Here is a 23792-nt window from a genome sequence, read left to right on the forward strand (position 1 = left end):
CCGCCGTCATCCCTCACGGGCTAGGATGACAGGCGCGCGCGCCATCCCGGGCGTGCTCTGATTCGAGGCTGAACCGTGGACCCGATCCTGTCGAAGCTCGCCACCGCATTGCCGGCGGCCAAATCCATCGAAGAACTCACGCGCCCCTTGCTCGAGATGCTGAGCGCCGTGACAGGAATGGAATCCACCTACCTCACCTCGATCGATCTCGAGCGCAACGAGCAGCTCGTGCGTTTCGCGCGCAACACCGGCGAAATGGTCATTCCCGAGGGGCTCACGGTCACCTGGTCGGACACGCTCTGCAAGCGCGCGCTCGACGAAGACCGCCTCTACACCGACGACGTCGCCAACTGCTGGGGCGATTCGGCGGCGGCGCGCGCGCTCGGCATCAAGACCTACGTCAGCACGCCCATTCGCACCGACGACGGCGTGCTGCTCGGCACGCTGTGCGCGGCGAGCGCCGACAAGCTCAAGCTCGCGCCCGACGCCAACGCGCTGCTCAAGCTGTTCTCCAATCTGGTGGCGAGCTTCATCGAACGTGAGCAGCTGATGAACAGCCTGCAAGAGGCCAATGCCCGCCTCACGTCGTACGCCATGACCGACATGCTCACCGGGCTGCCCAATCGGCGCGCCGTGTACGAAGAGCTCGAGCGTCTGCTCGACCGCGCCGCGCGCAGCGGGGGTTCGGTGCTGGTGGGCGTGATCGATCTCGACGGCTTCAAGATGATCAACGACACCTACGGCCACCAGGCCGGCGATGAGTTTCTGCAGGCCGTGGGCCGCCGCCTCACCGAAAGCCTGCGTGCCTCGGACGTGGTGGGCCGCGTGGGCGGCGATGAGTTTCTGCTGGTGGGCCCCGGCCCGCAGCACGACCCGACCCTGGCCGAGGCGGCCGCCGGCGATCCGCTGCAGGCCGCGCTCACGCTGCAATTGCGCACGGCCGCGGCCACGGCCGGCACCTACCGCCTGGGCGAGCAGGTGATCGAGTATCCGGGCGCCAGCGTGGGCATGGTGTCGGTCGAGCCGCTCAACATGGATGCCGAGACCGCCGTGCGCATGGCCGACACGCGTATGTACGAGATCAAGCGCACGCGCAAGCATCTGAACGGCTGATCGGCGCGGCGCCGTATAACCCGCGTCCCTGCGGCCTGCGCCTAACGTACGCGCATGGGCGCGGCAGCGAAGCGCCGCGTCCTTTTACATCTTGCACCAACCGAATCGAAAGGCTCGCGCTATCTTCGATATCGCATGCATCCGAAGCCCAGCCGGATCCGTATAACCCGGCATGCCCCTGCGCGGTCACGCGCCGAATGACGCATGCGCCACGAGGGGAGACCTTAGCCCGGCCGGCCACGCGCGCCCGCCGTCTCATCTGCTTCGCCTCGGAGTGACCGCATCATGTCCGATCCGCGTTCCTGCACGGCCCTGCGCAACGGGCCACGCTGGCTGGCCTCCCTGTTCGCCCTCGCCTGCGCGGCGCTCGCCACGCAGCCCTCGCACGCCACCCGCGCGCCGGGCGGCCCGCCCGTCTCCGAACATTTCGTGGGCGCGGCCTACGATCAGGAAGACGGCCGGCTGCTGTATCGCGAAGAACACTGGGTGGTGGTCGAGGCGGCGCGCATGACGCGGCTGGTGCTGTATCAATGCCCCAATGGCGCGCCGTTCGCGCGCAAATGGGTGCGTGGCGCGATCGATGATCCCGCGCCCGACTTCGAGCTCGAGGACCGGCGCAACGGCATGCGCCAGGGGGTGCGCACGCAGGGCGCCACGCGCGAGATGTACAGCCAGCGCAATACCGCCGAGCCCTTGCGCACGGCGGCGCTCTCGCCCCGGCCCAACCAGATCATCGACGCGGGTTTCGATGCCTATGTACGCGAGCACTGGAGCCAGCTCACCGCGAGCGAGGATCCCGTGATCGCGTTCCTGGTGCCGTCACGCCTGCGCGACTACGAACTCGAGGTGGACACCGGCCAACGCCAGTACGAAGGCAGCCGCATGTTGCGGCTGCGTCTGAAGCTCGATGCCTGGTATGGCTTCGCGGCCCCGTCGATCCAGCTGCTCTACGATCTGGAGCAGCGCCGGTTGCGTCTGTACGAGGGCCTGAGCGATCTGCGCGACGCCTCGGGTCGCAGCATGCGCGTGCGGATCGAGTTCGCCGCCCACGATCACAAGGACGGCGCAACGGCGGCCGATCAGTCCCGCGCCGCCGCGCAGCCGCTCGTGAGCCGCTGCGACGGCTGACGGGCGGGTTTACAGGTCGCGCAGACGCGCCACCGAGGCCGCCAGATTGGCGTATTTGCGTTCGCGGATGGCTTCGACCTGATCGCGCGGGTTCAGGCCGGCGCCGCGCTCCTCGGTGGTGGCCTCGCGCACCAGACGGCTGAGGTCTTCGGTGCGCGTGCTGCCGGTGGGCAGCGTGGATTCGGCCACCAGCTCGCCCATCACATACTTCTGCATGTGCGTGGACTGGGTGCGGCTGGCCGTCAGGCGCGCCAGCGTCAGCTGGCCCTGCTGGTACCCCAGCTCGGTACGGCTGCTGCTCTTGTCTTCGATCTGGTAGTAGTAATAGTTCTGCGACTCGCGATCGTCGGAGAGCGCCAGCGTCAGCTCGGGCGACAGCGGCTTGTGATAGCTGGCCGAGAGACGGCTGTCGAGCTGCTGCACGATGCCGCGGTTGAGCGCGTCCGTGCCGGAGACCGAGGTGCGTTGCGAAACCGTGTAGATGAAGCTCTCGATCTCTTCCTTGCGGCGCGGGTTGAGCGTGAGCGTGTTCTGCCGCACCGAGGCGTTGAAGTCGGCCAGGCCGCTCAGCACGCTGCGATCCGCCTGATTCAGCGCATTCGCGCCGACCACGCCGGTGCGCGCGCGGGCCGCGTCGCCGTAGTCCGCGTGCAGCGACGCGAACGCGTCCTTGAAGAGCGACATGGTCTGCGCATCGCCCTGGCCGCGCGTCTGCGCCGCATCGAACTGGCGCAGATAGGCTTCGACCGCGGCGCCCCGCTGGGCCGCGGTGCCGAACGTCGACGGCTGGCTCAGGTCCACGTCGACGCTGACCGTGCCGGCGGGGCCGGTGGAGGTGATGCTGCGCGCGGTCGCATCGGCCTTGAACGACACGGTCTGGCTGTGCTGATTGCCCAGGCTGACCGTCGCCTGCAGGTCGACGTTGCGCAACAGGCTGGTATCGAAGCTGCCCAGCTTGCCGAGATTGAGACGGGGCGGTTCCGAGGCCAGACCGTCGAGCGCCTCCTGGAAGGCGCCCGCCAGATTCGCGATCGCGGCGCGCTCCTCGTCGGACACCTCGCCCTCGCTCACGCTGATGGACACCGCCAGGCCGTTGGCATCGCTGCCGATCGACACCTCGACGCGGGCGCCGCCCGCCGTCGTGATGGCCAGCCTGGCCTGATTGTCGGCGTCCGTGTGCTGGCGCGCATGCAGCGACGCGCCGCCGACGTTGCCGGGACGGGACTGCAGGATGGACTGCGAGAAGTTGGAACCGTCCTCGCGGAAGCGTTCGAGCACCGTGGCGCCGAGGTCCTTGAAGCGGCCCGCCAGCGTGGGCGACACGAAGTTGCCCGCCATCTGGGTGGAAATCGTATCGCCGCCGTTCTGCTCCCACACCGCCGATTGCATCGAGGGTAAAGCGCTCGGGGCGCGATAGAGCCCGGAATCGGTGCCGCCCAGGCCCACGCTGACGGCCGTGCCGCTGACCGCCTGCGCCGTCTGGACGGGCGCGGCCGCGGCAGGGGCGGCCGACACGGCGGGCGCGGGCTGGACAGCCGTGGCCGTGGGCCAGGCTGGCGTCGAAACGGAAGTCGCTGAGATCTGGGTCATGGGCGCGCCGGTAATCGGTAAAGGAGCGAAGCGGGGCCGCGGCAAAGCAGCGTCCCACTTCCTGATGACCGGTTAACGGCAGGATTTCCTGTTACTTAACCCTGTCCCCCTGAGGCGCATTTTGCCCGCCAGATGGGTCGATTTACCTGCAAAAAGGGTCTTTATTACGGTAAATGTCGTTTGATTTCCATTTAGGGACATACCCCGAAATAAGTGAAACAGACACTAAATCCCAGCATATAGGACGCCGTTGTTACCTATGAAATCGTTCCCAACCCGAGCATCACGCGCATGAACCAGTTTCTGAAAGACATCACCGTACGACGCATGATTCTGTGGACGCTGCTCCTGATCTGCGGTCTCGTTTCCCTCCTCTCCTACATCAGCGTTTCCGGTCTGAACAGCTCGGGCCAGGCACTCGCCGCGAAAGACAAGTTGCTCCAGGAAGTCTCCCTCATGGCACGCGTGAACGATCAGGTCATGCGCGCCCGGCTGCGGCTGAACCGCCAGCTGGAATACGCGGCCGAGGGCAATGCCCGCCAGGCCGCGGACGAAGGCCAGGGCGTGGACAGCGCGCTCGCCGAAGCCCGCAAGCACTTCGATCGCTTTTTCGAGATCGACGCGGGCGAGACCCCGACCGCGATCACGGGGCCGTTGCGCACCGACTTCGATACGCTGGTGAATCAGGGCCTGGCCACGCAGCGCCAGCTGCTCGCCACGCAGGGTGTGGCCGCCGCGCGCGCACACGCCGCAGGCCCGGTGGTGCAGGCCAGCCGCGCGTTCGGCAAGCACATGCAGGACTACGAAAACTACGCCGAGCAACGGGCGCGGGATCTGTCCAGCAATGCCGCCGTGCAGCGTGAGCGCGCCTACCTGAGCACGGCCATCGTGCTGGGCATCAGCCTGCTGCTGATCTTCCTGGGCGATCGCTACGTGGTGATGTACGTGAAGCGTCCGCTCGAAGACGTGCGCGCGCACTTTCGCCGCATCGCTTCGGGCGACCTGACGACGCAATGCGCCGACTTCGGCAAGAACTGTGTCGGCCAGATCATTCCGTATCTGCAGGAGATGCAGAGTTCGCTGGTGCGCACCGTTCAGTCCGTGCGCGACGGCGTGGTGCAGATCCATGCCGGCTCGAGCGAGATCGCGGCCGGGAATCTGGACCTGTCCAGCCGCACGGAAGAACAGGCGGCCTCGCTGGAAGAGACCGCCGCCAGCATGGAGGAACTGCTGTCCACCGTGACCAACAATGCCGAGAACGCCCGCCAGGCGCAGGCAAGCGCGGCCCAGGCCTCGCAGGTGGCGCGGGCCGGCGGCGAGGCCGTGGACCAGGCCGTGGTGACCATGCGCGAGATCGCCACCGACGCCAGCCGCATCGGCGACATCGTGGGCGTGATCGAGGGCATCGCGTTCCAGACCAACATCCTCGCGCTGAACGCGGCGGTCGAGGCCGCACGCGCCGGTGAAGAGGGCAAGGGCTTCGCCGTGGTGGCGGGCGAGGTGCGCTCGCTGGCACAGCGCAGCGCCGCGGCCGCGAAGGAGATCAAGCAGCTGATCGCCGCCTCCGGCGATACGGTGCAGGCCGGCTCGGCCCAGGTGGAAGCCGCGGGCCGCACCATGGCCGACATCCTGCGCACCATCGATAACCTCGCCACGCTGGTGAGCGAAATCTCGTCCGCCTCGGGCGAGCAGGTGAGCGGGATCGACCAGGTCAATACCGCCGTCACGCAGATCGATCAGGTCACGCAGCAGAACGCCGCGCTGGTCGAGCAATCCGCCGCCGCGGCCGCTTCGCTCGAAACGCAGGCCGACCGTCTGCGCACCTCGGTCAGCCTGTTCCGTCTGCCGGGTCAGCCGGGCCAGGTCGTGGAGGAATCGCACGCGCGTGGCAGGCCGTCGGGCGTGCCACTGGCGCTCCCCGCCTAATAAAAATGCCGCTTCCCCGGAAGCGGCATTTTTCTTTTGGGCCTGCCTGGGCAAGGCTCAATCCATCGAGATCCCGGCGCGCTCGCCGATCGCGCGGAACTCGGCCACCTCGGTCTCGATCTGCGTGCGGAACTTCTCGCCCGGCAGGTAGACCGGCTCGAGCGCCAGATCGCCCACGGACTTGCGCACCTCGGGATCGGCCATCACCTCTTCGACCGCGGCGCTCAGACGCTGGACGATATCCGCGGGGGTGCCCGCCGGCGCGACCATGCCGTACCAGCCCACGAACGACACGTTGGGCAGGCCCGCTTCGGTGAAGGTCGGCACGTCGGGCAGTTGCGGCATGCGCTGCGTGCCGGTCACGGCCAGCGCGCGCACCTTGCCGGCACGCGCCTGCGCGGCCGCCGACGAAACGGTGTCCACGCCCAGATCGACCTCGCCGCCGATCATGGCGGTGACCAGTTGCGCGCTGCCCTTGTACGGCACGGGGGTCATGCGGGCGTCCGCCGCCATCGCGACCATCTCGCCGGTGAGGTGCGGCGCCGAGCCCGGACCGAAGGTGCCGTACATGAGGCCGCCCTTGCCGCTGCGCTCGCGCGCCAGCTTGGCGGCCTCGCCCGCGGTCTTTACGGGCAGATCGTTTTTGGCCAGCAGCACCACCGGCGCGATCGCCACGATGGCCACGTGCGCATAGGACTTGACCGGATCGTAGGGCAGCGCGGACTTCAGCGCCGGCAACACAGAATACGTGGTGCTGCCCGAAATCATCAGCGTGTAGCCGTTGGGCTGGGCCCGGGCCACCGCATCGGCGCCGATCACGGTCGACGCGCCGGGGCGGTTTTCCACGATGACGGGCTGGCCGAGCTTGGGACCGAGCTTGCTCGCCATCAGGCGCGCGACCGCGTCCGTGGCGCCGCCCGGCGTGAACGGCACGACCAGGCGCAAGGGCTGTTCGGGCCAGGCGGCGTGGGCCGCGGTGCCGATCAGGCTGCAGGACAGGGCCAGCGCCGCGGCGGCGACACGGCGAACGGGGGTGAAACCGGAAGGACAGCGTTTCATGAAAGAACCCGGAAAGAGGTCAGATGGCGGAAACGGGTTCCGCGTCGCGTTGACCGGCGCACAGCGCGGGCCCCTGCTCGGCCAGATCCCAGAGCAGCCCGGCCATGATCGCCAAGCCTTCGCGAGCGACCGAACCGAGCAGGTGTTCGTTGGGGGCATGCTGCGCGCACGCCGGGTAAGAATGCGGCACCCAGATCGTGGGCAGCCCCAGCAGATCGGCGAAGATGTCGTTCGGCAGCGAGCCGCCGAGATTGGGCAACAGCGCGGGCGCCTTGCCGGTGGTCGCCTCGACCGAGTCGGCCGCCCAGCGCACCCAGGGATTGTCGGGCGAGAGCCGGGTGGCGCCGGCCTGCGCGCCCAGCGTCACCTCGATGCCGCCGAAGCCGGCGTGCTCGAGATGCGCGCGCACCGTGTCTTCGAGGCTGCGCCAGTCGGTGCCGACCACGAAGCGCAACTGGCACCAGGCCACCGCCTGCGGCGGGATGGCATTGACCGGCTTGGCGGGATCGCCCGCGCCGAAGGTCAGGACGTCCAGGCTGTTCCAGCCGAACACTTGTTCGCTGGGCGACAGGCCCGGCTCGCCCCAATAGGGATCGATCTCGGGATCATCGACGTCGCCGCCGACCTGCAGGTCGGCCAGCGCGGCGCGGACCGCCTCGGGAATCTCGGGCGGACGCAGGCCCGGCACCAGGATACGCCCGCGCGCATCGACCATGCTGGCGATCGCGTGCGACAGCACGATGGCCGGGTTGGACAGCAGACCACCCCAGTTGCCCGAGTGATAGCCGCGCTCGCGCAGCGCCAGCCGCAATTCGAAGTTGACGGCGCCGCGCGAGCCCATGAACAGCGTGGGACGGGCGGCCGCGAGCCGCGGGCCGTCGCTGGCGAGGAACAGATCGGCGCGCAGCAGCTCGCGCTGTGCATCGCAGAACGCGGCCAGGCCCGGCGAGCCGGCCTCTTCGCCGGTCTCGATCAGCCAGGTCACGTTCAGGCCCAGCCGGCCGCCGCGGGCCGCCAGTACCTGTTCGAGCGCACAGAGATTGATGGAGTGCTGGCCCTTGTTGTCGGCGGTGCCGCGGCCATACCAGCGGTCACCTTCGACGCGCAGCCGCCAGGGGTCGCGTCCTTCGCTCCAGCGGGCGGCGTTGCCTCGCACCACGTCGCCGTGGCCGTACATCAGCACGGTCGGCAAGGCCGGATCCTCGATGCGGCGCGCCACCAGAATCGGCAGGTCGGCGCCGGCGGGATTAGGGAAAACACGGGTCTCGAAACCGAGGCGCGTGAGCAACGGCACCATCTCCTGGTCGAGATAGGCGTGTTGCGCGGGTGCCTGAGAGGGCTCTTCGCTTTCGGTGGCATGGGCCACGCGCCGCGCCAGCACGGCCTGAAACGCGCCGCTGTCGAACTGTTCCAGGGTGTGCGCAATGGCGAGGGCTCGGGTCACGACGAAGGCCTTATTAGGGAAAGGCACAACATTATTACGGCGTCAGGCATGCCACAATCAGATAAATTGCAGGCTTGCGTTGCCTTTTTCGCAATAGCAGCGCATCGGCTTCCGGCTCCCGTCCCCTCGTTCCGACCCGCTCCACCGACACCCCATGATTTCGCTGTCATTGCGTTACTTCCTCGAGGTGGCGCGCCGTGGCTCGGTCGCCGCGGCCGCCCAGACCCAGCACGTGGCGGCCTCCGCGATCAGCCGCCAGATCAGCAAGCTCGAAGACCAGCTCGGCGTCACGCTGTTCGAGCGCCAGGCGCGCGGCATGACGCTGAGCGAGGCCGGCCGGCAGCTGGCCGCCTACGCCAACGCCGCCACGCTCGAGGCCGAGCGCGTGGCCGACGAGCTGCGCGAGCGCAGCACCCTGGGCGACGTGACACTGCGGATCGCCTGTACCGAGGGCTTCGCGCACCGCTTCATTCCGCAGAGCATGGCCGACTTCAAGCAGCTGCACCCGCAGACACGCTTTCATCTGCACGTGGACCGTCCCGAGGCCGTGAATCAGCGCGTGCTCGATGGGCACTCGCAGATGGCCCTGCGCTACACGCTGGCCACCGATGAGCGGCTGCGCACCGAGCTCGTGAGCCGCGCCCCGGTCTATGCGGTCATGTGCCGCCGCCACGCGCTGGCCAGCCGCCGCAGCGTGAGCGTGCGCGATCTGCGCAAACTGCCCCTCGCGCTGGGCGATCGCGACACGACCGTGCGCCAGCTTTTCGACGTCGCCTGCGCCAACGCCGGTCTGCACCTCGAGCCCTCCTACGTCTCCAACTACTCGGCCGCGTTCCTGCCCCTGCTGCCCGACAGCCCGATCGTGGCCCTGTCCGGCTACCTGACCCTGGCCGACAAGCTCGAGCACGCCGGTCTCGTCGCCCTGCCGTTCAGCAATGGCGAGATGCAGCAGCGCAGCGTGCAGGTGCTCACGCTGGCCGGCAGCACCCTGCCCGCCCTGGCGCGCGTGTTCCTTCAATTCCTCGAGCAACGCCTGCGCCAGGCGCCTCCCGACCTGGCGCGCCGGCCACGGGAACGGTAGTTGCTGCAGGAGGCGCTCCCCGCGCCAGCCGACCGCAGGCCGGGTTCCGCCAACTGTCTGCCATGCGAGGAGGCCGCCATGAGCCGTCGTGCACCCGATGCCCAGCAAACCAAGGAATTGCTGTATCAAGCCCTGGAAACCGAGATCGGTGGGCTGCAGGTCTACGAGACCGCCGTGAGCTGTGCGCTGAACGAAGACCTGAAGAAGGAATGGAAGGAATACCTGGAAGAGACGCGCACGCACCGCCGTGTGTTGCTGACCGTCTTCGAGCAGCTGGGCCTGGACCCCGAGCTCGAGACCGACGGCCGCAAGGTCGTGCGGCATCTGGGTGAGTCGCTCGTGCGCGCGATGCGCATGGCACAGGCCGCCGGCAACCCCCAGGCGGCCGAACTGGTCGCCACCGAATGCGTGGTGCTGGCCGAGACCAAGGATCACAGCAACTGGGCCCTGATCGGGCTGCTCGCCGAGAAAGGCAGCGGCAAGCAGGCCGATGTGCTCAAGCAGGCGTACGACGCCGTGGCCACCGACGAGGACCATCACCTCTATCACACCATGGGCTGGTCCCGCGAGCTGTGGATCGAGTCGCTGGGCCTGCCGGCCGTGCTGCCCCCGCCCGAAGAAGTGAAGAAAGTCGAAACCGCCATTGGCGCATCCCGCGCCGAACAGGCCCGCGACAGCATGTTGCGCCGCCACTGATCCGCACGGAGATATCGATGCCCGGCAAGAAAACCACGACGTCCACCGCCAAGCCGGCGGCCAAGAGCCCCGCCAAGACGGCCACCAAGAGCGCGGCCAAACCCGCCGCCAAGCGTGCAAAGGCGGGCGGCGCCGACGGCCAGAGCCAGCTCGCGCTGGACACGGCCTTCCTCAACACCGACAGCGGCCCCGCCACGGGCCCCGCGCCGGATGCCGCGCACCCGGCGCTGCAGCGCGCCTCGGCCACCCAGGCCACGGTCGCCGGCCGCCCGCACAACGACGACAAGGCGGCCGAGTACGGCGAAGCCGCGCGCTGCCCGTACACCGGCGCGCAGGTGCCGCCGGCCGACGACAGCGTGGGCGCGAGCTCGCTGTCGGAACACGTGCAGTCGCCCAAGACCAATGGCGCCGCCGAACCCGGCGTGAATGCCGCCGATGGCCGACTGGCACGCGTGCGCGCCGACAGCACCGGCCAGCGCCTCACGACCAATCAGGGCGTGCCGGTCGCGGACAACCAGAATTCGTTGAAGGCCGGGCTGCGTGGCCCCGCGCTGCTCAAGGACTTCATCCTGCGCGAGAAGATCACGCACTTCGATCACGAGCGCATTCCCGAGCGCATCGTGCATGCGCGCGGCTCGGCCGCGCACGGCTACTTCGAGTGCTATGAGCCCCTCACCGACATCACGGCCGCGTCGCTGTTCGCCGAGGCCGGCAAGCGCACGCCGGTGTTCGTGCGCTTCTCGACGGTGGCCGGCGAGCGCGGTTCGAAGGACACCGCGCGCGACGTGCGCGGCTTCGCGGTCAAGTTCTACACCGACGAAGGCAACTGGGATCTGGTGGGCAACAACATGCCCGTCTTCTTCATCCAGGATGCGATGAAGTTCCCCGACCTCGTGCACGCCGTCAAGCCCGAGCCGCACCACGGCATGCCGCAGGCCGCCTCGGCGCACGATACGTTCTGGGACTTCATTTCGCTGAGCCCCGAGTCCACGCACATGATGATGTGGGCCATGTCGGACCGCGCGATCCCGCGCAGCTACCGCATGATGCAGGGCTTCGGCGTGCATACCTTCCGCTTCGTGAACGCGCAGGGCGTGTCGCATCTGGTGAAGTTCCATTGGACGCCGGTGCTCGGCACGCACTCGCAAGTGTGGGACGAGGCCGTGAAGGTGTCCGGCGCCGATCCCGACTTCCATCGCCGCGATCTGTGGGAAGCGATCGACTCCGGCAATCCGCCCGAGTGGGAACTCGGCGTGCAGATCTTCACCGACGAGCAGGCCGACGAGTTCAGCTTCGACGTGCTGGATCCGACCAAGATCGTGCCTGAGGAACTCGTGCCGATCCGCCCGATCGGCCGCATGGTGCTGGACCGCAACCCGGACAACTTCTTCGCCGAGACCGAGCAGGCCGCGTTCTGCGCGGCGCACATCGTGCCGGGTCTGGATTTCACGAACGATCCCCTGCTCGCGGGCCGCATCCACTCCTACGTGGACACGCAGATCTCGCGCCTGGGCGGACCGAACTTCCACGAAATCCCGATCAACGCCCCGCTCGCGCCCGTGCACAACAACCAGCGCGACGGCATGCACCGGCAGACCATCAATCGCGGCAAGGTGGCCTACGAGCCCAACTCGCTGGCGGGCGGCTGTCCGTTCCAGGCCGGATCGGCCGGGTTCGTGTCGTTCCCCGAGCCGGTGCAGAGCGATGAGCTGCGCGGCAAGCCCGAGAAGTTCGCCGAGCACTACGCACAGGCCACGCTGTTCTTCGAGAGCCAGACCGAGTGGGAGCAGCAGCACATCATCTCGGCCTTCGCGTTCGAACTGAGCAAGGTGACCGTGCCCGCGATCCGCGAGCGCATGGTGGCGTCGCTGCGCAACGTGTCCGACACGCTGGCGCAGGCGGTCGCCGATGGCCTGGGCATGGACCTGCCCGAGCCGCTGCCGCGCGCGATGCCCAACCCGCCCGAGCCGGAGGTCACGCAATCCCCGGCGCTGTCGCTGACCTTCCGCCCGGGTGACGCCGGCATCGCCACCCGCAAGGTGGCGCTGCTTGCCGCGCCCGGCGTGGACGGCGCCGCGACGCGCGCGCTGGCCCAGACCCTGATCGACGCCGGCGCCGTCGTGCGCCTGATCGGCCCGCGCATCGGCACCCTCGCCGACCGCGAAGGCAATATGCTGGACGCCGACGGCTCGCTCGAGAATCAGCCCAGCGTGGTGTTCGACGCGGTGGCGGTTCCCGGTGGCGACGAGGCGGTGGCGGCACTGCAACGCGACGGCCGCGCACTCGAGTACGTGCGCGATGCCTTCCGTCATGGCAAGACGCTGCTGGCCATCGGCAGCGGCGCCGCGCTGTTCGAGGCCGCGGGCCTGCCCATCGAGCAGGCCGACAAGGGCCTGATCGTGGCCGGTGGCTGGGACGAGTCGGCCGCGCAGGCCTTCATCGAGGCGATCGCCGCGCACCGCCATCCGGAGCGCGAGACCGATCCTCCGGCGGTGTAAAACCCCGTCGCGCAGGCAGTGGGGCGGTCTACGGACCGCCCCATTTTTTTTGCGTGAGCGTGCGCGATGGCGTGCCTTGCCGGCTGCCGGCGCAGTGCGCTGCACGCCGCCCTCTACTCACCAGCGCTGCGGGACCTTGCGCAGCTCGGCCGTGTCGTAGCCCATGCCGCGCACGCGTTCCACCAGCTCGGCGTACACGTCGTCGGGTAGCGTGGGCGTGCGTGCCATGATCCAGACATAGTCGCGCTTGCTGCGGCCGACGATCGTGCGCTGGTAGTCCGCGTCGAGCCAGGCGATCACATATTCCGCCTTGATCGGCCAGATGAACTGCATGCCCCACACCGCGTTGCCGGTATCGGGGCGCACCGTCCCGACCGGATGCATGGTGTCGACCGGCGCCTCGAAGCTGCCGTCCCGGTACTCGAAGTCGGTCTGGACCTTGCCATCGGGGCGCAGGGTATAACGCTCCAGCGCGTTGTAGGCGTTGCGCTCGGGCCAGCTCGGGATGTGCGCGATCACATACCAATCGCCCATGAAGCGCGGCAGATCCACCTGCGGCACCGGGGGTAAGGGCGGCGGCGACGAGCACGCCGCCAGCAGGGACAGCGGGAGGAAGGTCAGCCAGCGATGCCAGCGTTGCTTGCGCATACGAATTCTCCTTCAGTCGGGCCGCACGAAGCGGTAATGGGCCACCAGCCACTCGCGACCCTGGCGGTAGCCGAAGAGTTCGGCGCACGCCATCCAGAACATGCGCCAGCGCTGGAACCACAGCGGCGCGAGGTCGGGGCCATAGGCCTCGCTCAGCACGCGCATCACCTCGGCCTTGTTCGCATCCTGATTGGCGAGCCAGTGATTGGCCGTGCGCTCATAGTGGGTGCCGTCCACCAGCCAGCGCGATTCGAGCCGCAGGTCGCGCTGGAACCAAAGCAGGGTGTCGGCCGCCGGCATGATGCCGCCCGTGAAGAAGTGACGGCCCAGCCAGTTGTCGGCGCCTTCGGTCTCGAACGGGTACATCAGCGTGCGGTGCGCAAAGATATGTACGAACAGTTTTCCGCCCGGCCGCAGCCAGCCGGCGATCGAGCCGAGCAGGGTCTGGTAGTTGCGCATGTGCTCGAACATCTCGACCGACACGCAGCGGTCGTAGGCGGCCTGGGGCAGTTGCAGCGTGTTCACGTCGCAGGTGATCACGCGCACGTTGTCCAGCCCGCGCTCGCGGCATTGCGCTTCGATATGCTGGCGCTGCGACGCGGAGTTGGACACCGCGGTGATGCGCGAGGCCGGGTAGTGCTCGGCCATCCACAGCGTGAGCGAGCCCCAGCCGCAGCCCAGCTCGAGCACGTCCTGCCCGTTGGCCAGACCGGCGCGCACGCCATAGAGCTTCAGCATGGCCTCCTCCGCCGTATCGAGCGACTCCACTCCCTCCGGATACAGGCAGCCGGAATACTTGAGGCGTGCGCCGAGGCACAGACGAAAGAACGCCGCCGGCAGCTCGTAATGCTGCGCGTTGGCGGTATCGGTGTGGATGGCGAGCGGCGCACGGCGCAACGCTTCGGTGAGCGACTGCTGCCGTTCCGCCTGATGGCGCGGATCGTCCGCCATTTCGTCGTCCAACCGTTGCGCGCACAAGCGGCGAATGCCCGCGCGCACCACCGCGTCCGGCAACCAGCCACGTTCGGCCAGGCCCAGGACGCCGGGCGCCGGCCGGTCGAGGGCGAGTTCGATATCCTGCATCAAGCGCGTATTCATGAGCGATCCTGCCTGTGGGTCGAATGAGACTTGGGAAACCAGGGAAAGAACATGGCGGTATCGCGCTGATACGCGCGATAGTCGTCGCCACGCGTGCGCAGGGCCTGCTTCTCGGTGAACGGAATGCCGCTCACCCAGCGCAGGAACACGTACATGATCACCGGCCCGCCCAGGCTCAGCCAGAACAGCGGCGAGCCCCAGGCGAGCACCACGTAGGCGAACCAGTGACACCATTCGAAGAAATAGTTGGGATGCCGCGAATAGCGCCACAGCCCGGCGCGGCAGGTCTTGCCCCGGTTCGCGGGGTTCGCGCGCCACGCGGCCAGTTGCCGGTCGGCCAGGGTCTCGCCCGCCACCGCGGCCAGCCACACAACGAGCGCCAACACGGCGCGCGCGGGCGAGAGCGGGGCCGTGTTTGCGGCCACCGCCACGAACGGCAGGGCAAACAGCACGACCAGACCCGCCTGGAACAGGAAGAAGCCGTAGAACTTGCCCTGGTGGCCGTTCCAGTGCGCGCGCAGGGCGCGGTAGCGTCCGTCTTCTTCTTCGGCGCGCACGCGGCGCCAGATGTGCCAGGCCAGCCGTGCCGACCAGATGCCGGCCAGCAGCGCGAGCAGCACGCGGGTGCCGGCGGTGCCCACGCCCGTGAGCGCGGCCAGCAGCGCCCCGCCGCCGACGCCGGCGGCCCAGACGGCATCGACGATGCCCGCGTTGCGATGGCGCCGCTGCCAGGCCCAGGCCACCGACATCGCGCCGGCCATCAGCACGGCAAGCACCAGGAGTTGTTCGAACCAGGTCATGCGGTTGCCTCCCGTTGCTCGTCGCTCATGTGCCGCGCCACCGTGGTCAACAGCACGAGGGCAATGCTCCAGCCGGCGCTCAGCCAGGCGACGGTGTAGATCACCGGCGTCTCGAAAATCACGGCGCGCCAACCACGCGCGGCGCCCCAGTACGCCAGCGGGCCGCCGACCGCGCCCGCCAGCCAGGCCAGCACCGGGCGTCGGCGCAACCAGCCCATCGAATGGTTCAGCGTCAAGGCAAAGGCGACCCACACCGCCAGGATCCAGACCGGCGCGCCGCCAGGAGGCAACGCCGGCGAGGACGCGGTATGACGCAGCAAACCGCTGGCCGTCAGCGCCCCGTCGAGCAGCAGGCCGCACACCAGTGCGGCGAGGACCAGCCACAGGTCGGCTCGCCACTGCCGGGACCAGGCCAGTTGCAAGGCCACGAACACGCCCGCCGCGATCACGGCCGGCCAGGTCAACCCCTGTCCCGCGCCCATGACGGCCGCGAACCACACGGCCTGGTAGCCGATCAGGTTGAGCCACAACGCCATCACACCGCTCCCTCGCACGCCGTCCAGCGTGCCTGGCTCGGCCGCGCACCGGGCCGCGTCAGCAGCAGGTGCGACACGCCGATGGCGCGTTCCGCAAAGCCACCTTCGCAATAGGCCAGATAGAACTCCCACAGCCGGATGAAGCGCGCGTCGAAGCCCTGCGCCTGCACCTCGGCCACGTTCACCAGAAAGCGCGCGCGCCAGGCGGCCAGCGTCCGAGCATACGACAGGCCGAAGTCTTCGAGGTGCACCAGCGCCAACTCGGTGGCGCGCGTCTTGGCCGCGAGCATGCCCTGCACGGAAGGAATGAAGCTGCCCGGAAAAATATGGCGCTTGATGAAGTCGACCGAGCGCACGGCCTGCGCATAGCGGTGGTCTTCGATCGTGATGGCCTGGATCAGCGCGCTGCCGCGCGGCTTGAGCAGCGACTCGATCTTGGCGAAATAGGTTTCCTGGTAGTCGGCGCCGATGGCTTCGATCATCTCGATCGATACGAGCTTGTCGTACTGGCCCTGCAGATCGCGGTAGTCGCACAGCTGCACATCGACGCGATCGCCCAGGCCCGCCTCGGCCACGCGTTCGCGTGCCAGCGTGTACTGCTCGCGCGAGATGGTCGCGGTGGTGACCTTGCAGCCGTACTCGCGCGCGGCGTGCAGCGCGAAGCCGCCCCACCCCGTGCCGATTTCCACGACGTGCTCGCCCGGCTTCAGATCGAGCTTGCGGCAGATGGTGTCGAGCTTGCGCCGCGACGCCGCCTCCAGCGTGTCCTGCGGACCGTCCCACAGCGCCGACGAATACATTAGATCGGACGAGAGAAACAAGGCGAAGAACGGATTGCCCAGATCGTAGTGCGCGGCAATGTTGCGGCGGCTGCCCTGCTTGGTGTTGGCGCGGCGTGCGTGCCAGGCCTTGAGCAGGAGCCCGGCCACGCGGGCCATGCCGGTCTCCATGCCGTCGAGCAGCGCGCGATTGCGCACCAGCAACCGCACCAGGCCGACCAGATCATCGGTCTGCCACAGGCCGTCGCCGTAGGCCTCGCCCGCCCCCACGCTGCCCTGCATGGCCAGCACGCGGTAGAACGCCAGATCGTGCACACGCAACCAGACGGGCGCCTGCCCCACGACGGCCTCGCCCAGCAGCACGCGGTCGACCGGGTCGTCGATCACGAGCGCGCCGCCGCGCAGGGCCGAGAGGGTTTCGATGACGCGCTTGCGCAGCATGCGATCGAGCGCGCCCCCGGTGCCGACCTGGCGCGCCGCCGCATCGAGTGCACGGTGTTCGGGGCGTGAGGTGGGTTTCATGACAGCTCCTTGCCCCCGCCACTATGGCGAGGATGATCGTGAACAGGGGTGTGTTTGAGCCACAGGCGCAGCGCCTGCCAGTGAATGGCGCCCATGACCTGCAGCGTCATGAGCGGATAGCGCCACAGCACGCGGGCCAGCGCGGCGCCGTCGAGCGCATGCCGCTGCAATGCCAGGTCCGCGTCGAACTCGGCGCGCGCGCCGCGCAGCACTTTCATGTGCACGCGCAGGTCGTCGCCCGGCTCGGTGAAACGCCAGTCATAGCCACGCTCCATGCCCATGAACGGCGACACATGGAAGCGCTTGTCGAAGCGCCACGACCACACCCGGCCGTGCCGCTCGGCGTCGTCGCGCGGCAGCACGTAGGCATGGCGTTCGCGCCACGGCGTATTGGTCACTTCGGCCACGATGCAGTCGAGCTCGTGGCCGTCCGGGCCGAAGCAGTAATAGAAGCTGACGGGGTTGAACACATGGCCGCCATAGCGCAGGTGCGCCAGCATGCGGATCGGGCCGGACGGCGCGACGCCACGCACGGCACGGATGCGCTCGCGCACGGCATCGGCCAGCGGCTGCGCGGGGTCTCCGAGATAATCCGCGCGGCGCCATTGCGCCAGGTTGGAACGATTCACCGACCACAGCCAGCGGCGATCGAACACCCGGTCGATCTCGTCCAGGTCGAGGTAGAGCTGGGCCATGCGGTAGCCGAAGGCGTGCGGAACCGGCAGATGCCGGGTATGCGTCACGCGCCCTTCGTACACGGCGCTGTGCAGCGGGGCGTTCATGCGGCGGCCTCGTCGGGTTGCATGAAGGCCGAGCGCAGGCGCGCGCCGGGCGTCCAGACGGGCTCCGCGCCCAGCGCACGCGCCACGTCCACGGCGCTGCGCACCCCGTCCTCATGAAAGCCCCAGCCCCAATACGCGCCGGCGAACCAGGTGTGGCGCCGGCCCGATATCTCGTGCCGGCGGGCCTGCGCGGCGACCGACTCCAGCGTGTACACGGGATGGTGGTAACGCATGCGCCGCAGCACCCGGCCCGGATCGATCGCATCGCTGCGGTTCAGCGTCACGATGAAGGGCTCGGGCGCGTCCAGCCCCTGCAGCAGATTCATGCAATAGCTCACCGTGCAGGGCTGGTCGCGGTCGGCGGGCACGTAGGCGTTCCAGGCCGCCCAGGCCTTGCGGCGCGACGGCAGCAGCGAGGCATCGGTGTGCAGGACCACGTCGTTGGGCTGATACGTGATCGCGCCCAGGATCTCGCGTTCGGCGGCCGACGCGTCGCCCAGCAGCGCGAGGGCCTGATCGCTGTGGCAGCCGAACACAACGTGATCGTAGACCTCGGAGCTATGCTCGGCCTGCACCAGCACGCCATCGGGCAGGCGCAGCACCTGCTGCACCGGGCAGCCGATCCGCTCGGTCACGTTCCAGCGCCGCCGCATCGCGCGGATGTAGGTCGACGAGCCGCCCTGCACCACGCGCCACTCGGGCCGCCCCGAGGCCTGCAGCATCTGGTGGTTGGCCATGAACTGCACGAGATAGCGCGCCGGAAAGGCCAGGATGCCCGCGGGCGGCGCCGACCACAGCGCCGACGCCATCGGCACCAGATGGTCGTCGCGAAAGGCCGCGCCATAGCCGTGCTCGTCGAGATACTCGCCCAGGGTCGGGCCCGGGCCGGTGTCGTGCAGCAGCGCGGGCGCCTCGCGGTAGAAGCGCAGCAGGTCGCGCACCATGCCCGCGAAGCGCAGCGACAACAGGTTGCGGCGCTGGCAGAACAGACCATCGAGATTGGTCGCGTTGTATTCGAGCCCCGAGGCGGCGTTCTGCACCGAAAAGCTCATCGTCGTCGGCTGCGAGGCCACGCCGAGCTCGTCGAGCAGCCGCGTGAAGAGCGGATAGTGCGCCGGGTTGTGCACGATGAAGCCCGTGTCGACCGCGTAATAATGCGCGCCGCGCTCGATCTGATGCGTGTGCGTGTGCCCGCCCAGATAGTCGTTGGCCTCGAACAGCGTCACCTCGTGGCGGCGCGACAGCAGATACGCACTGGTGAGCCCGGCGATCCCGGCTCCGATGACGGCGATGCGCATGCTCACTCCTTGGCGCGGGCCAGCACCCACGCAGGTACGGATTTGAGGTCCCAGATCAGGCCGCAGGCCGCCAACAGGCGCAGGCCGTACCAGGTGATGTCGATCTCGCGCGCACGGAAGCCCTGGCGCGCCGAGCCGGGATAGAAATGATGGTTGTTGTGCCAGCCCTCGCCGAACGTGAGCAACGCCAGCCAGACGTTGTTGCGGCTGTCGTCGTTGGTCTCGTAGCGGCGCCGGCCATAACGATGGGCGAGCGAGTTGATCGTGACGGTGGCGTGAAACAGCACCACGGTCGAGATGAAGAATCCCCACACCAGCATCTGCGCGCCGCTGGTGCCCCATTGCGGCGCCACGCTTTCGAGCAGCGCGCCCAGGCCGTAGAGCAGCGCGCCGAGCGCGGCCGGCACGGCCACGTCGTAGCGGTCGAGCCAGCGCAGTTCCGGGTAGTCGCGCAGATCCGGCACCCGCGCGAGATCGGTGGCGAAGGCGCGATGCGTGAGGAACCAGCCCATGTGACTGTGCAGAAAGCCGACCTGCGACGGCGCATGCAGGTCCTGCCCGGTATCGGCATGACGATGGTGATGGCGGTGGTGCGCGGCCCACCAGAGCGGCCCGCGCTGCGCGCACGAGGCCCCCAACACGGCGAACACGAACTGCATGGGCCGCGAGGTGCGGAAGGTGCGATGCGAGAAATAGCGGTGATAGAAACCAGTGAGCGCGAACATGCGGACCGCGTACAGCAGCAGCGCCACGCCCGCCGCGACCGGCGAGACGCCGGTCCAGAACACGCCGAGGCAGCCCAGGTGCAGCAGCACGAACGGCACCGCGCGGGTCCAATCGATCTGGCGGCCGGCGCTGCGCCGGTCGTCGCGGGTCGAACCGACCGCTTCCGTGTCCGACGGCTGCGTGTCGACCCAGCGCACGATCGCGGTCCAGGCGCGTCGGCGACCGGGCGGCGGCGTCTGGGAAATCGAGGAGGTGTGACGCGAAGACATGGTGATGTTCCTGATGCGTGGCTCTCTGTCTTCATCTACGTGGCAGCGCGCCATCTGGATTCACTGGGGTAAACCCGTAGCCGCGCAGGATCCCGAGGCCGGGGCGGTCCGCGACGCCGGCGTCGCGGCCACGAACCGCGCGAGATCCTCCAGCACCGGCGCGCGCCAGCGCAGGCCGGGCGCCAGGGCCCCCACCAGCAGCCCGTGCCCGAGGCGTTCATAGCCGGTCGTCTGCACCTCGGCGCCCGCCTCGCGCAGGGCACGCGCCAGGCCGTCGGTGTTGCGCACGGGATCCACGGTGGTGTCGGCGCGCCCCGCCAGCAGCAGCGCGGGCGGCGCGCTCGCGCTCACATGCCGGATCGGCTGCGTATCGGCCGGCGTATCGGGGTACGGAAACACCGCCTGGAGCGAGCGCGAGGTGAGCGGCAGGAAGTCGTACGGACCGGCCATGCCGATCCAGCCGGCCAGCGCGGCGGGCGTGACGTCGCAGGCGCCCAGCCAGCGCGGGTCCAGCGCGACCATCGCCGCGTTGTAGGCCCCGGCGCTGTGGCCGGCCACGAACACCCGGCGGGCGTCGCCGCCATAACGGGCGGCATGCGCGAGCGTCCAGGCCACGGCGCGGGCGCTGTCCTGCAGAAAGGCGGGGTAGACGACCTGCGGATAGCGGCGGTAATCGGCCACCATCGTGACGATGCCGCGCGCGGCCAGCGCCGCGCCCACGAAGGCATAGTCGGCACGGCTGCCGCTGCGCCAGCTGCCGCCGTAGAAGAACACCACGACCGGCGCCCCGCCGGTGGAAGATGCGGATGGCGATCCGGGGGCCGGCCATCCGGCGGCCGGCGTCCCGGGGGCCGGCCATCCGGCGGCCGGCGCTCCGGCGGCCGCCCCCGGTCCATACACATCCAGCAGCTGCCCCGGCTCCGGGCCGTACGGCACGCCTTCGGCGCGCAGCCGGCCGCCATCGCCGGTGGCGTTGAGCACGGTGAAGGGAGAACATGCCGCCAGTAGCGGCGGCAATACCGCGGCGCACAGCGCCGCCATCAGGGTCTCACGCATGCGAGACCCCGCCGATCGTCCATCCGGGCGCCATGGCGCATCCTCGTTCAGGGCACATACCCTGATCTACGGACCACGCCCCGCAATGGATGCAGCGGGCGCGCGTGCGTCACCCGGCGCCCCCGCGTGGACTCAGATCTCCAGCACGTCCCCGCTCATGATGACCGGGCCGGTCGGCGAACCCGTGGGCGAGCCGCCGGGCGGCTCCAGACTGACGGCCAGCTGGCCCACGCCCGCCAGACCGCGCGGCCGCGAGAAGGCCGTCAGGCCTTGCGGCTGCACCAGGCCCAGCGACACCGGCGCCTGGCCCGGCGAGATCACCCACAGCTCGAGCGCCTTGCCATCGCTATAGGGCAACAGGTTCTGCAGCGTGTGCACATGCACCGCGCCCGTTCCGTCGGCGCGCACCACCAGCATGGCTTCGGACTTGGGCGTCTGCAGCACCGCCATCATCTGCTCCTGGGCGGCACGATCCACCTGCCCCGGGAAGATGACCACGCCGGCGATCAGCAACGCCGCCAGCCCGCCGCTCAGCAGCCGCCAGAAATACAGGCCGCTCCAGCCCCAGCGCGAAGGCGCGGCGATGCGCAGCCGCGCCTGAATGGCGCGCCAGACGCGCTGCGGCGGTGTGCTTGGCGGCAGCGACCAGACCAGCGGATAGATGTCGCCTTCCCAATCGCGCACCTGACGGCGCAGATTGGCGTCGGCGGCCATCAGCCCTTCGAAGCGGCGCCGCGCGCCACCGCGCATCGCGCCCGAGACGTACTCGGCCGCCAGGCGCTCGCGTAATTGAGGATTTCCGTAATTCATGACAAACACCTCTTGAGGCGCTCCATGCCGCGGCGCACCCAGCTCTTGATCGTGCCGAGCGGGGTTTCCAGCCGGCGCGCGATATCGCCATGACTGAGGTCATCGAAGAACGACAGCGCGATCGCCATGCGCTGCTGCGACTCCAGTTGCTTCATGCAGTCCGCCAGCCTGCGGCCATCCTCGCCCGTCTGCAGGCGTTCGAAGGGGCCGGGCGCATCATCGGCCCACGCCGCTTCGACCGCCCCGTCGGGGTCCGGCCGCTCGATATCCGGGCGGCGCAGCAGGTCGATGCAACGGTTGCGCACGATACGCGTCATCCAGGTCATGGGCTGGCTTTGCTGGGCGGAATACTGCCCCGCGTTGCGCCAGACACTGACGAAGCTTTCCTGGAGCACCTCCTCTGCCCAGTCGCTACGTCTCAACATACGAGTGGCGAGGGCAAACAGATGCGGGGCGCAGGTGCGATACAGCTCGGCGAGCGCGGCCTCCTGGCCGCGCGCGCAGTCCTGGAGCAGAGATTCCAGGTGTTTGGGATCAGGCATGGATGGCTTCCGTAAGGGCAGCTGACGCATCATGCGGGGTCTGGCCCCTCATACTAGCCCAGCCCGCGCCGCGCCAGAAGCACGGCGCGCCCCCTACATCACCCGAACCGCGCGGCCGATGAACTGAATCGGGCCCGTGGGACGCCCGGTGGGCGAGCCCGTGGGCGGTTCGAGCGTGAGCTCGAAGAGCTGGTTGGGCACCAGCGGCGGCAGGTCGGCCAGCGGCACGCGCACCGTCTCGCCCGGCTTGACCAGCCCGAGCGACACCGGACCCGACCAATCGTCGGCCTTGGTCCAGAACTGCAGCGCGCGGTCGGCCGGCACCTGCATCGCGGCCAGCGGCACCAGATGCACCGCGTCGCTGGCGCTTGCCTGCACCACCCAGCCCGGCGCCTGCGATTGCGGCCCGACCAGCACCACCACGTATTGCGGCGCGCCGGCGGGCGGTCGCGTCACGAGCACGCCGGCCAGAATCATCGCGGCCGACAGGCCCGCCGCGGTCAGGCCGCGCCAGAAGGCGAGGCTGTGCCACCAGCCGCTGCCGGCGCTGGCGCGTCCGGATCGTGCCGCCGGACGCGTAGCGCCGTCGAGGGTGGCGCTGATGCGCCGCCACAGGGAAGGCGGCGGCGTCTCGGGCGCGATCAGCGCGGTCAGGGGCGCGAGGCGCGCGTCCCAGTAGGCCACGGCGGCGCGCAAGGCCGCGTCGTGAGGCAGGCGCTCTTCGACGTAGCGTCGCTCGGGCGCGTCGAGCGTGCCCAGCACGTACTCGCCCGCCAGGGTATAGAGATGATCGTCGTCGGTGTCGGAGGGCATCATGACAGGCACTCCCGCAGCGCTTTCAGGCTGCGCGTGATCCAGGCCTTGACCGTGCCGAGCGGCGCACCGACACGGCGCGCGATCTCGGGATGCGACAGGCCCTCGACATAAGCATGCACCACGCAGCGGCGGCGTTCGGCAGGCAGCGCTTCCAGACAGGGGCCGATGCGGCCCGCCTCGTCACGCCAGCCGCCGTCGACCCGCTGCGACTGCCAATCGGCCAAGGCCTGCTCGGCATCGAAGCGCGCGGCGCCCGCCTCGTCGAGCACGGCCTCGCGCCCGTGGGCACGCACCAGGTCGAGCGCGAGATGGCGGGTCACGCTGTAGATCCAGCCCCGCGCAGAACCGCGCGCGGGATCGAAACTCGCCGCGCCCTGCCAGATGCGCACAAAGGCATCGTGCACGACATCTTCGGCGCGCGCGCCATCGCCCACGATGCGGCGGGCGACGCCATACAGGCGCGCCCCCTCCTGTTCGTAGAGCGCCGCAAGCGCGTCGCGGCGCTGCTGGGCACACGCCTGCAGGGTAGCTTCGTAGTCGAACTCGGCGATGGACGTCGGCATGGGGCGAGCGGG

General features: G+C 69.1%; 22 protein-coding genes. 6 read left to right on the forward strand and 16 right to left on the reverse strand.

Features of this window, described 5'->3' with window-relative positions:
- Positions 1-75 precede the first annotated feature (75 nt).
- Together CAL25_RS21420 and CAL25_RS21425 are read left to right on the forward strand one after the other, a co-directional pair.
- Positions 76-1113: a sensor domain-containing diguanylate cyclase gene (locus CAL25_RS21420; protein WP_094803767.1), complete on the forward strand. Its 1038-nt coding sequence runs from the start codon at positions 76-78 to the stop codon at positions 1111-1113.
- 285 nt (positions 1114-1398) lie between these two features.
- The gene (locus CAL25_RS21425; protein ID WP_094803769.1) at positions 1399-2241 is read left to right on the forward strand and encodes a hypothetical protein; all 843 of its coding nucleotides are present in this window, start codon (positions 1399-1401) and stop codon (positions 2239-2241) included.
- A gap of 9 nt (positions 2242-2250) precedes the next feature.
- Here CAL25_RS21425 and CAL25_RS21430 read toward each other — a convergent pair whose 3' ends face one another.
- Positions 2251-3831: a hypothetical protein gene (locus CAL25_RS21430; RefSeq protein WP_141217972.1), complete on the reverse strand. Its 1581-nt coding sequence runs from the start codon at positions 3829-3831 to the stop codon at positions 2251-2253.
- Positions 3832-4122: 291 nt separating this feature from the next.
- On the opposite strand from CAL25_RS21430, the gene CAL25_RS21440 reads away from it, so the two are divergent.
- Positions 4123-5757 carry a methyl-accepting chemotaxis protein gene (locus CAL25_RS21440; RefSeq protein WP_094803775.1) on the forward strand — a complete coding sequence of 545 codons (1635 nt, stop codon included), beginning with the start codon at positions 4123-4125 and terminating at the stop codon, positions 5755-5757.
- Positions 5758-5814: 57 nt separating this feature from the next.
- On the opposite strand, the gene CAL25_RS21445 is transcribed toward CAL25_RS21440, so the two are convergent.
- Positions 5815-6816 carry a Bug family tripartite tricarboxylate transporter substrate binding protein gene (locus tag CAL25_RS21445; RefSeq protein WP_094803777.1) on the reverse strand — a complete coding sequence of 334 codons (1002 nt, stop codon included), beginning with the start codon at positions 6814-6816 and terminating at the stop codon, positions 5815-5817.
- Between the two features lie 19 nt (positions 6817-6835).
- The gene (locus tag CAL25_RS21450; protein ID WP_094803942.1) at positions 6836-8260 is read right to left on the reverse strand and encodes a M20 family metallopeptidase; all 1425 of its coding nucleotides are present in this window, start codon (positions 8258-8260) and stop codon (positions 6836-6838) included.
- 154 nt (positions 8261-8414) lie between these two features.
- On the opposite strand from CAL25_RS21450, the gene CAL25_RS21455 reads away from it, so the two are divergent.
- The 3 genes from CAL25_RS21455 to CAL25_RS21465 all read left to right on the forward strand — a co-directional run bounded on the left by CAL25_RS21455 (position 8415) and on the right by CAL25_RS21465 (position 12535).
- A complete protein-coding gene (locus CAL25_RS21455) occupies positions 8415-9341 on the forward strand; it encodes a LysR family transcriptional regulator (RefSeq protein WP_094803779.1) in 927 nt (308 codons plus the stop codon).
- Positions 9342-9419: 78 nt separating this feature from the next.
- Entirely contained in the window at positions 9420-10037 is a 618-nt protein-coding gene (locus tag CAL25_RS21460; protein ID WP_094803781.1) for a hypothetical protein, read from the forward strand.
- Between the two features lie 17 nt (positions 10038-10054).
- Positions 10055-12535: a catalase gene (locus CAL25_RS21465; protein ID WP_094803783.1), complete on the forward strand. Its 2481-nt coding sequence runs from the start codon at positions 10055-10057 to the stop codon at positions 12533-12535.
- 117 nt (positions 12536-12652) lie between these two features.
- On the opposite strand, the gene CAL25_RS21470 is transcribed toward CAL25_RS21465, so the two are convergent.
- From CAL25_RS21470 to CAL25_RS21530, 13 genes are all read right to left on the reverse strand, one after another.
- Entirely contained in the window at positions 12653-13183 is a 531-nt protein-coding gene (locus CAL25_RS21470) for a lipocalin family protein (RefSeq protein ID WP_094803785.1), read from the reverse strand.
- 12 nt (positions 13184-13195) lie between these two features.
- Complete coding sequence (locus tag CAL25_RS21475) at positions 13196-14281, reverse strand: SAM-dependent methyltransferase (RefSeq protein WP_094803787.1); 1086 nt, start codon at positions 14279-14281, stop codon at positions 13196-13198.
- Positions 14278-15081 carry a DUF1295 domain-containing protein gene (locus tag CAL25_RS21480; RefSeq protein WP_094803789.1) on the reverse strand — a complete coding sequence of 268 codons (804 nt, stop codon included), beginning with the start codon at positions 15079-15081 and terminating at the stop codon, positions 14278-14280. The genes CAL25_RS21475 and CAL25_RS21480 overlap by 4 nt, the downstream gene beginning before the upstream one ends.
- Entirely contained in the window at positions 15078-15617 is a 540-nt protein-coding gene (locus CAL25_RS21485) for a DUF2878 domain-containing protein (protein ID WP_094803791.1), read from the reverse strand. Before CAL25_RS21485 ends, CAL25_RS21480 begins: the two co-directional genes overlap by 4 nt.
- The gene (locus CAL25_RS21490; RefSeq protein ID WP_094803793.1) at positions 15617-16918 is read right to left on the reverse strand and encodes an SAM-dependent methyltransferase; all 1302 of its coding nucleotides are present in this window, start codon (positions 16916-16918) and stop codon (positions 15617-15619) included. Before CAL25_RS21490 ends, CAL25_RS21485 begins: the two co-directional genes overlap by 1 nt.
- Complete coding sequence (locus tag CAL25_RS21495; RefSeq protein WP_094803795.1) at positions 16915-17700, reverse strand: DUF1365 domain-containing protein; 786 nt, start codon at positions 17698-17700, stop codon at positions 16915-16917. Before CAL25_RS21495 ends, CAL25_RS21490 begins: the two co-directional genes overlap by 4 nt.
- On the reverse strand, positions 17697-18998 hold the full coding sequence (locus tag CAL25_RS21500; protein WP_094803797.1) for an NAD(P)/FAD-dependent oxidoreductase: 1302 nt from the start codon (positions 18996-18998) through the stop codon (positions 17697-17699). Before CAL25_RS21500 ends, CAL25_RS21495 begins: the two co-directional genes overlap by 4 nt.
- Positions 18999-19000: 2 nt before the next feature.
- Positions 19001-19993, reverse strand: a complete 993-nt coding sequence (locus tag CAL25_RS21505) for an acyl-CoA desaturase (protein WP_094803799.1) — start codon at positions 19991-19993, stop codon at positions 19001-19003.
- Positions 19994-20053: 60 nt separating this feature from the next.
- Positions 20054-21049: an alpha/beta hydrolase gene (locus tag CAL25_RS21510; protein WP_094803801.1), complete on the reverse strand. Its 996-nt coding sequence runs from the start codon at positions 21047-21049 to the stop codon at positions 20054-20056.
- Positions 21050-21181: 132 nt separating this feature from the next.
- Positions 21182-21859 (reverse strand): anti-sigma factor, encoded by a 678-nt coding sequence (locus CAL25_RS21515; RefSeq protein ID WP_094803803.1) that lies wholly within the window; start codon positions 21857-21859, stop codon positions 21182-21184.
- Positions 21856-22401, reverse strand: a complete 546-nt coding sequence (locus CAL25_RS21520) for an RNA polymerase sigma factor (RefSeq protein ID WP_094803805.1) — start codon at positions 22399-22401, stop codon at positions 21856-21858. Before CAL25_RS21520 ends, CAL25_RS21515 begins: the two co-directional genes overlap by 4 nt.
- 93 nt (positions 22402-22494) lie before the next feature.
- Positions 22495-23217 (reverse strand): anti-sigma factor, encoded by a 723-nt coding sequence (locus CAL25_RS21525; RefSeq protein WP_094803807.1) that lies wholly within the window; start codon positions 23215-23217, stop codon positions 22495-22497.
- The gene (locus CAL25_RS21530; protein ID WP_094803809.1) at positions 23214-23780 is read right to left on the reverse strand and encodes a sigma-70 family RNA polymerase sigma factor; all 567 of its coding nucleotides are present in this window, start codon (positions 23778-23780) and stop codon (positions 23214-23216) included. Before CAL25_RS21530 ends, CAL25_RS21525 begins: the two co-directional genes overlap by 4 nt.
- Between the last annotated feature and the right edge of the window lie 12 nt (positions 23781-23792).

The sequence above is a fragment of the Bordetella genomosp. 5 genome, from assembly GCF_002261315.1.
Taxonomy (GTDB): domain Bacteria; phylum Pseudomonadota; class Gammaproteobacteria; order Burkholderiales; family Burkholderiaceae_B; genus Bordetella.

Bases quoted from the DNA above. Each gene is read 5' to 3' on its own strand.
- CAL25_RS21425 (WP_094803769.1), top strand. From the start codon at position 1,399: ATGTCCGATCCGCGTTCCTGCACGGCCCTGCGCAACGGGCCACGCTGG.
- CAL25_RS21465 (WP_094803783.1), top strand. From the start codon at position 10,055: ATGCCCGGCAAGAAAACCACGACGTCCACCGCCAAGCCGGCGGCCAAG.
- CAL25_RS21440 (WP_094803775.1), top strand. From the start codon at position 4,123: ATGAACCAGTTTCTGAAAGACATCACCGTACGACGCATGATTCTGTGG.
- CAL25_RS21500 (WP_094803797.1), bottom strand. From the start codon at position 18,998: ATGCGCATCGCCGTCATCGGAGCCGGGATCGCCGGGCTCACCAGTGCG.
- CAL25_RS21495 (WP_094803795.1), bottom strand. From the start codon at position 17,700: ATGAACGCCCCGCTGCACAGCGCCGTGTACGAAGGGCGCGTGACGCAT.
- CAL25_RS21455 (WP_094803779.1), top strand. From the start codon at position 8,415: ATGATTTCGCTGTCATTGCGTTACTTCCTCGAGGTGGCGCGCCGTGGC.
- CAL25_RS21515 (WP_094803803.1), bottom strand. From the start codon at position 21,859: ATGAATTACGGAAATCCTCAATTACGCGAGCGCCTGGCGGCCGAGTAC.
- CAL25_RS21520 (WP_094803805.1), bottom strand. From the start codon at position 22,401: ATGCCTGATCCCAAACACCTGGAATCTCTGCTCCAGGACTGCGCGCGC.
- CAL25_RS21490 (WP_094803793.1), bottom strand. From the start codon at position 16,918: ATGAAACCCACCTCACGCCCCGAACACCGTGCACTCGATGCGGCGGCG.
- CAL25_RS21530 (WP_094803809.1), bottom strand. From the start codon at position 23,780: ATGCCGACGTCCATCGCCGAGTTCGACTACGAAGCTACCCTGCAGGCG.
- CAL25_RS21475 (WP_094803787.1), bottom strand. From the start codon at position 14,281: ATGAATACGCGCTTGATGCAGGATATCGAACTCGCCCTCGACCGGCCG.
- CAL25_RS21470 (WP_094803785.1), bottom strand. From the start codon at position 13,183: ATGCGCAAGCAACGCTGGCATCGCTGGCTGACCTTCCTCCCGCTGTCC.
- CAL25_RS21480 (WP_094803789.1), bottom strand. From the start codon at position 15,081: ATGACCTGGTTCGAACAACTCCTGGTGCTTGCCGTGCTGATGGCCGGC.
- CAL25_RS21445 (WP_094803777.1), bottom strand. From the start codon at position 6,816: ATGAAACGCTGTCCTTCCGGTTTCACCCCCGTTCGCCGTGTCGCCGCC.
- CAL25_RS21460 (WP_094803781.1), top strand. From the start codon at position 9,420: ATGAGCCGTCGTGCACCCGATGCCCAGCAAACCAAGGAATTGCTGTAT.
- CAL25_RS21510 (WP_094803801.1), bottom strand. From the start codon at position 21,049: ATGCGTGAGACCCTGATGGCGGCGCTGTGCGCCGCGGTATTGCCGCCG.
- CAL25_RS21525 (WP_094803807.1), bottom strand. From the start codon at position 23,217: ATGATGCCCTCCGACACCGACGACGATCATCTCTATACCCTGGCGGGC.
- CAL25_RS21430 (WP_141217972.1), bottom strand. From the start codon at position 3,831: ATGACCCAGATCTCAGCGACTTCCGTTTCGACGCCAGCCTGGCCCACG.
- CAL25_RS21505 (WP_094803799.1), bottom strand. From the start codon at position 19,993: ATGTCTTCGCGTCACACCTCCTCGATTTCCCAGACGCCGCCGCCCGGT.
- CAL25_RS21485 (WP_094803791.1), bottom strand. From the start codon at position 15,617: ATGGCGTTGTGGCTCAACCTGATCGGCTACCAGGCCGTGTGGTTCGCG.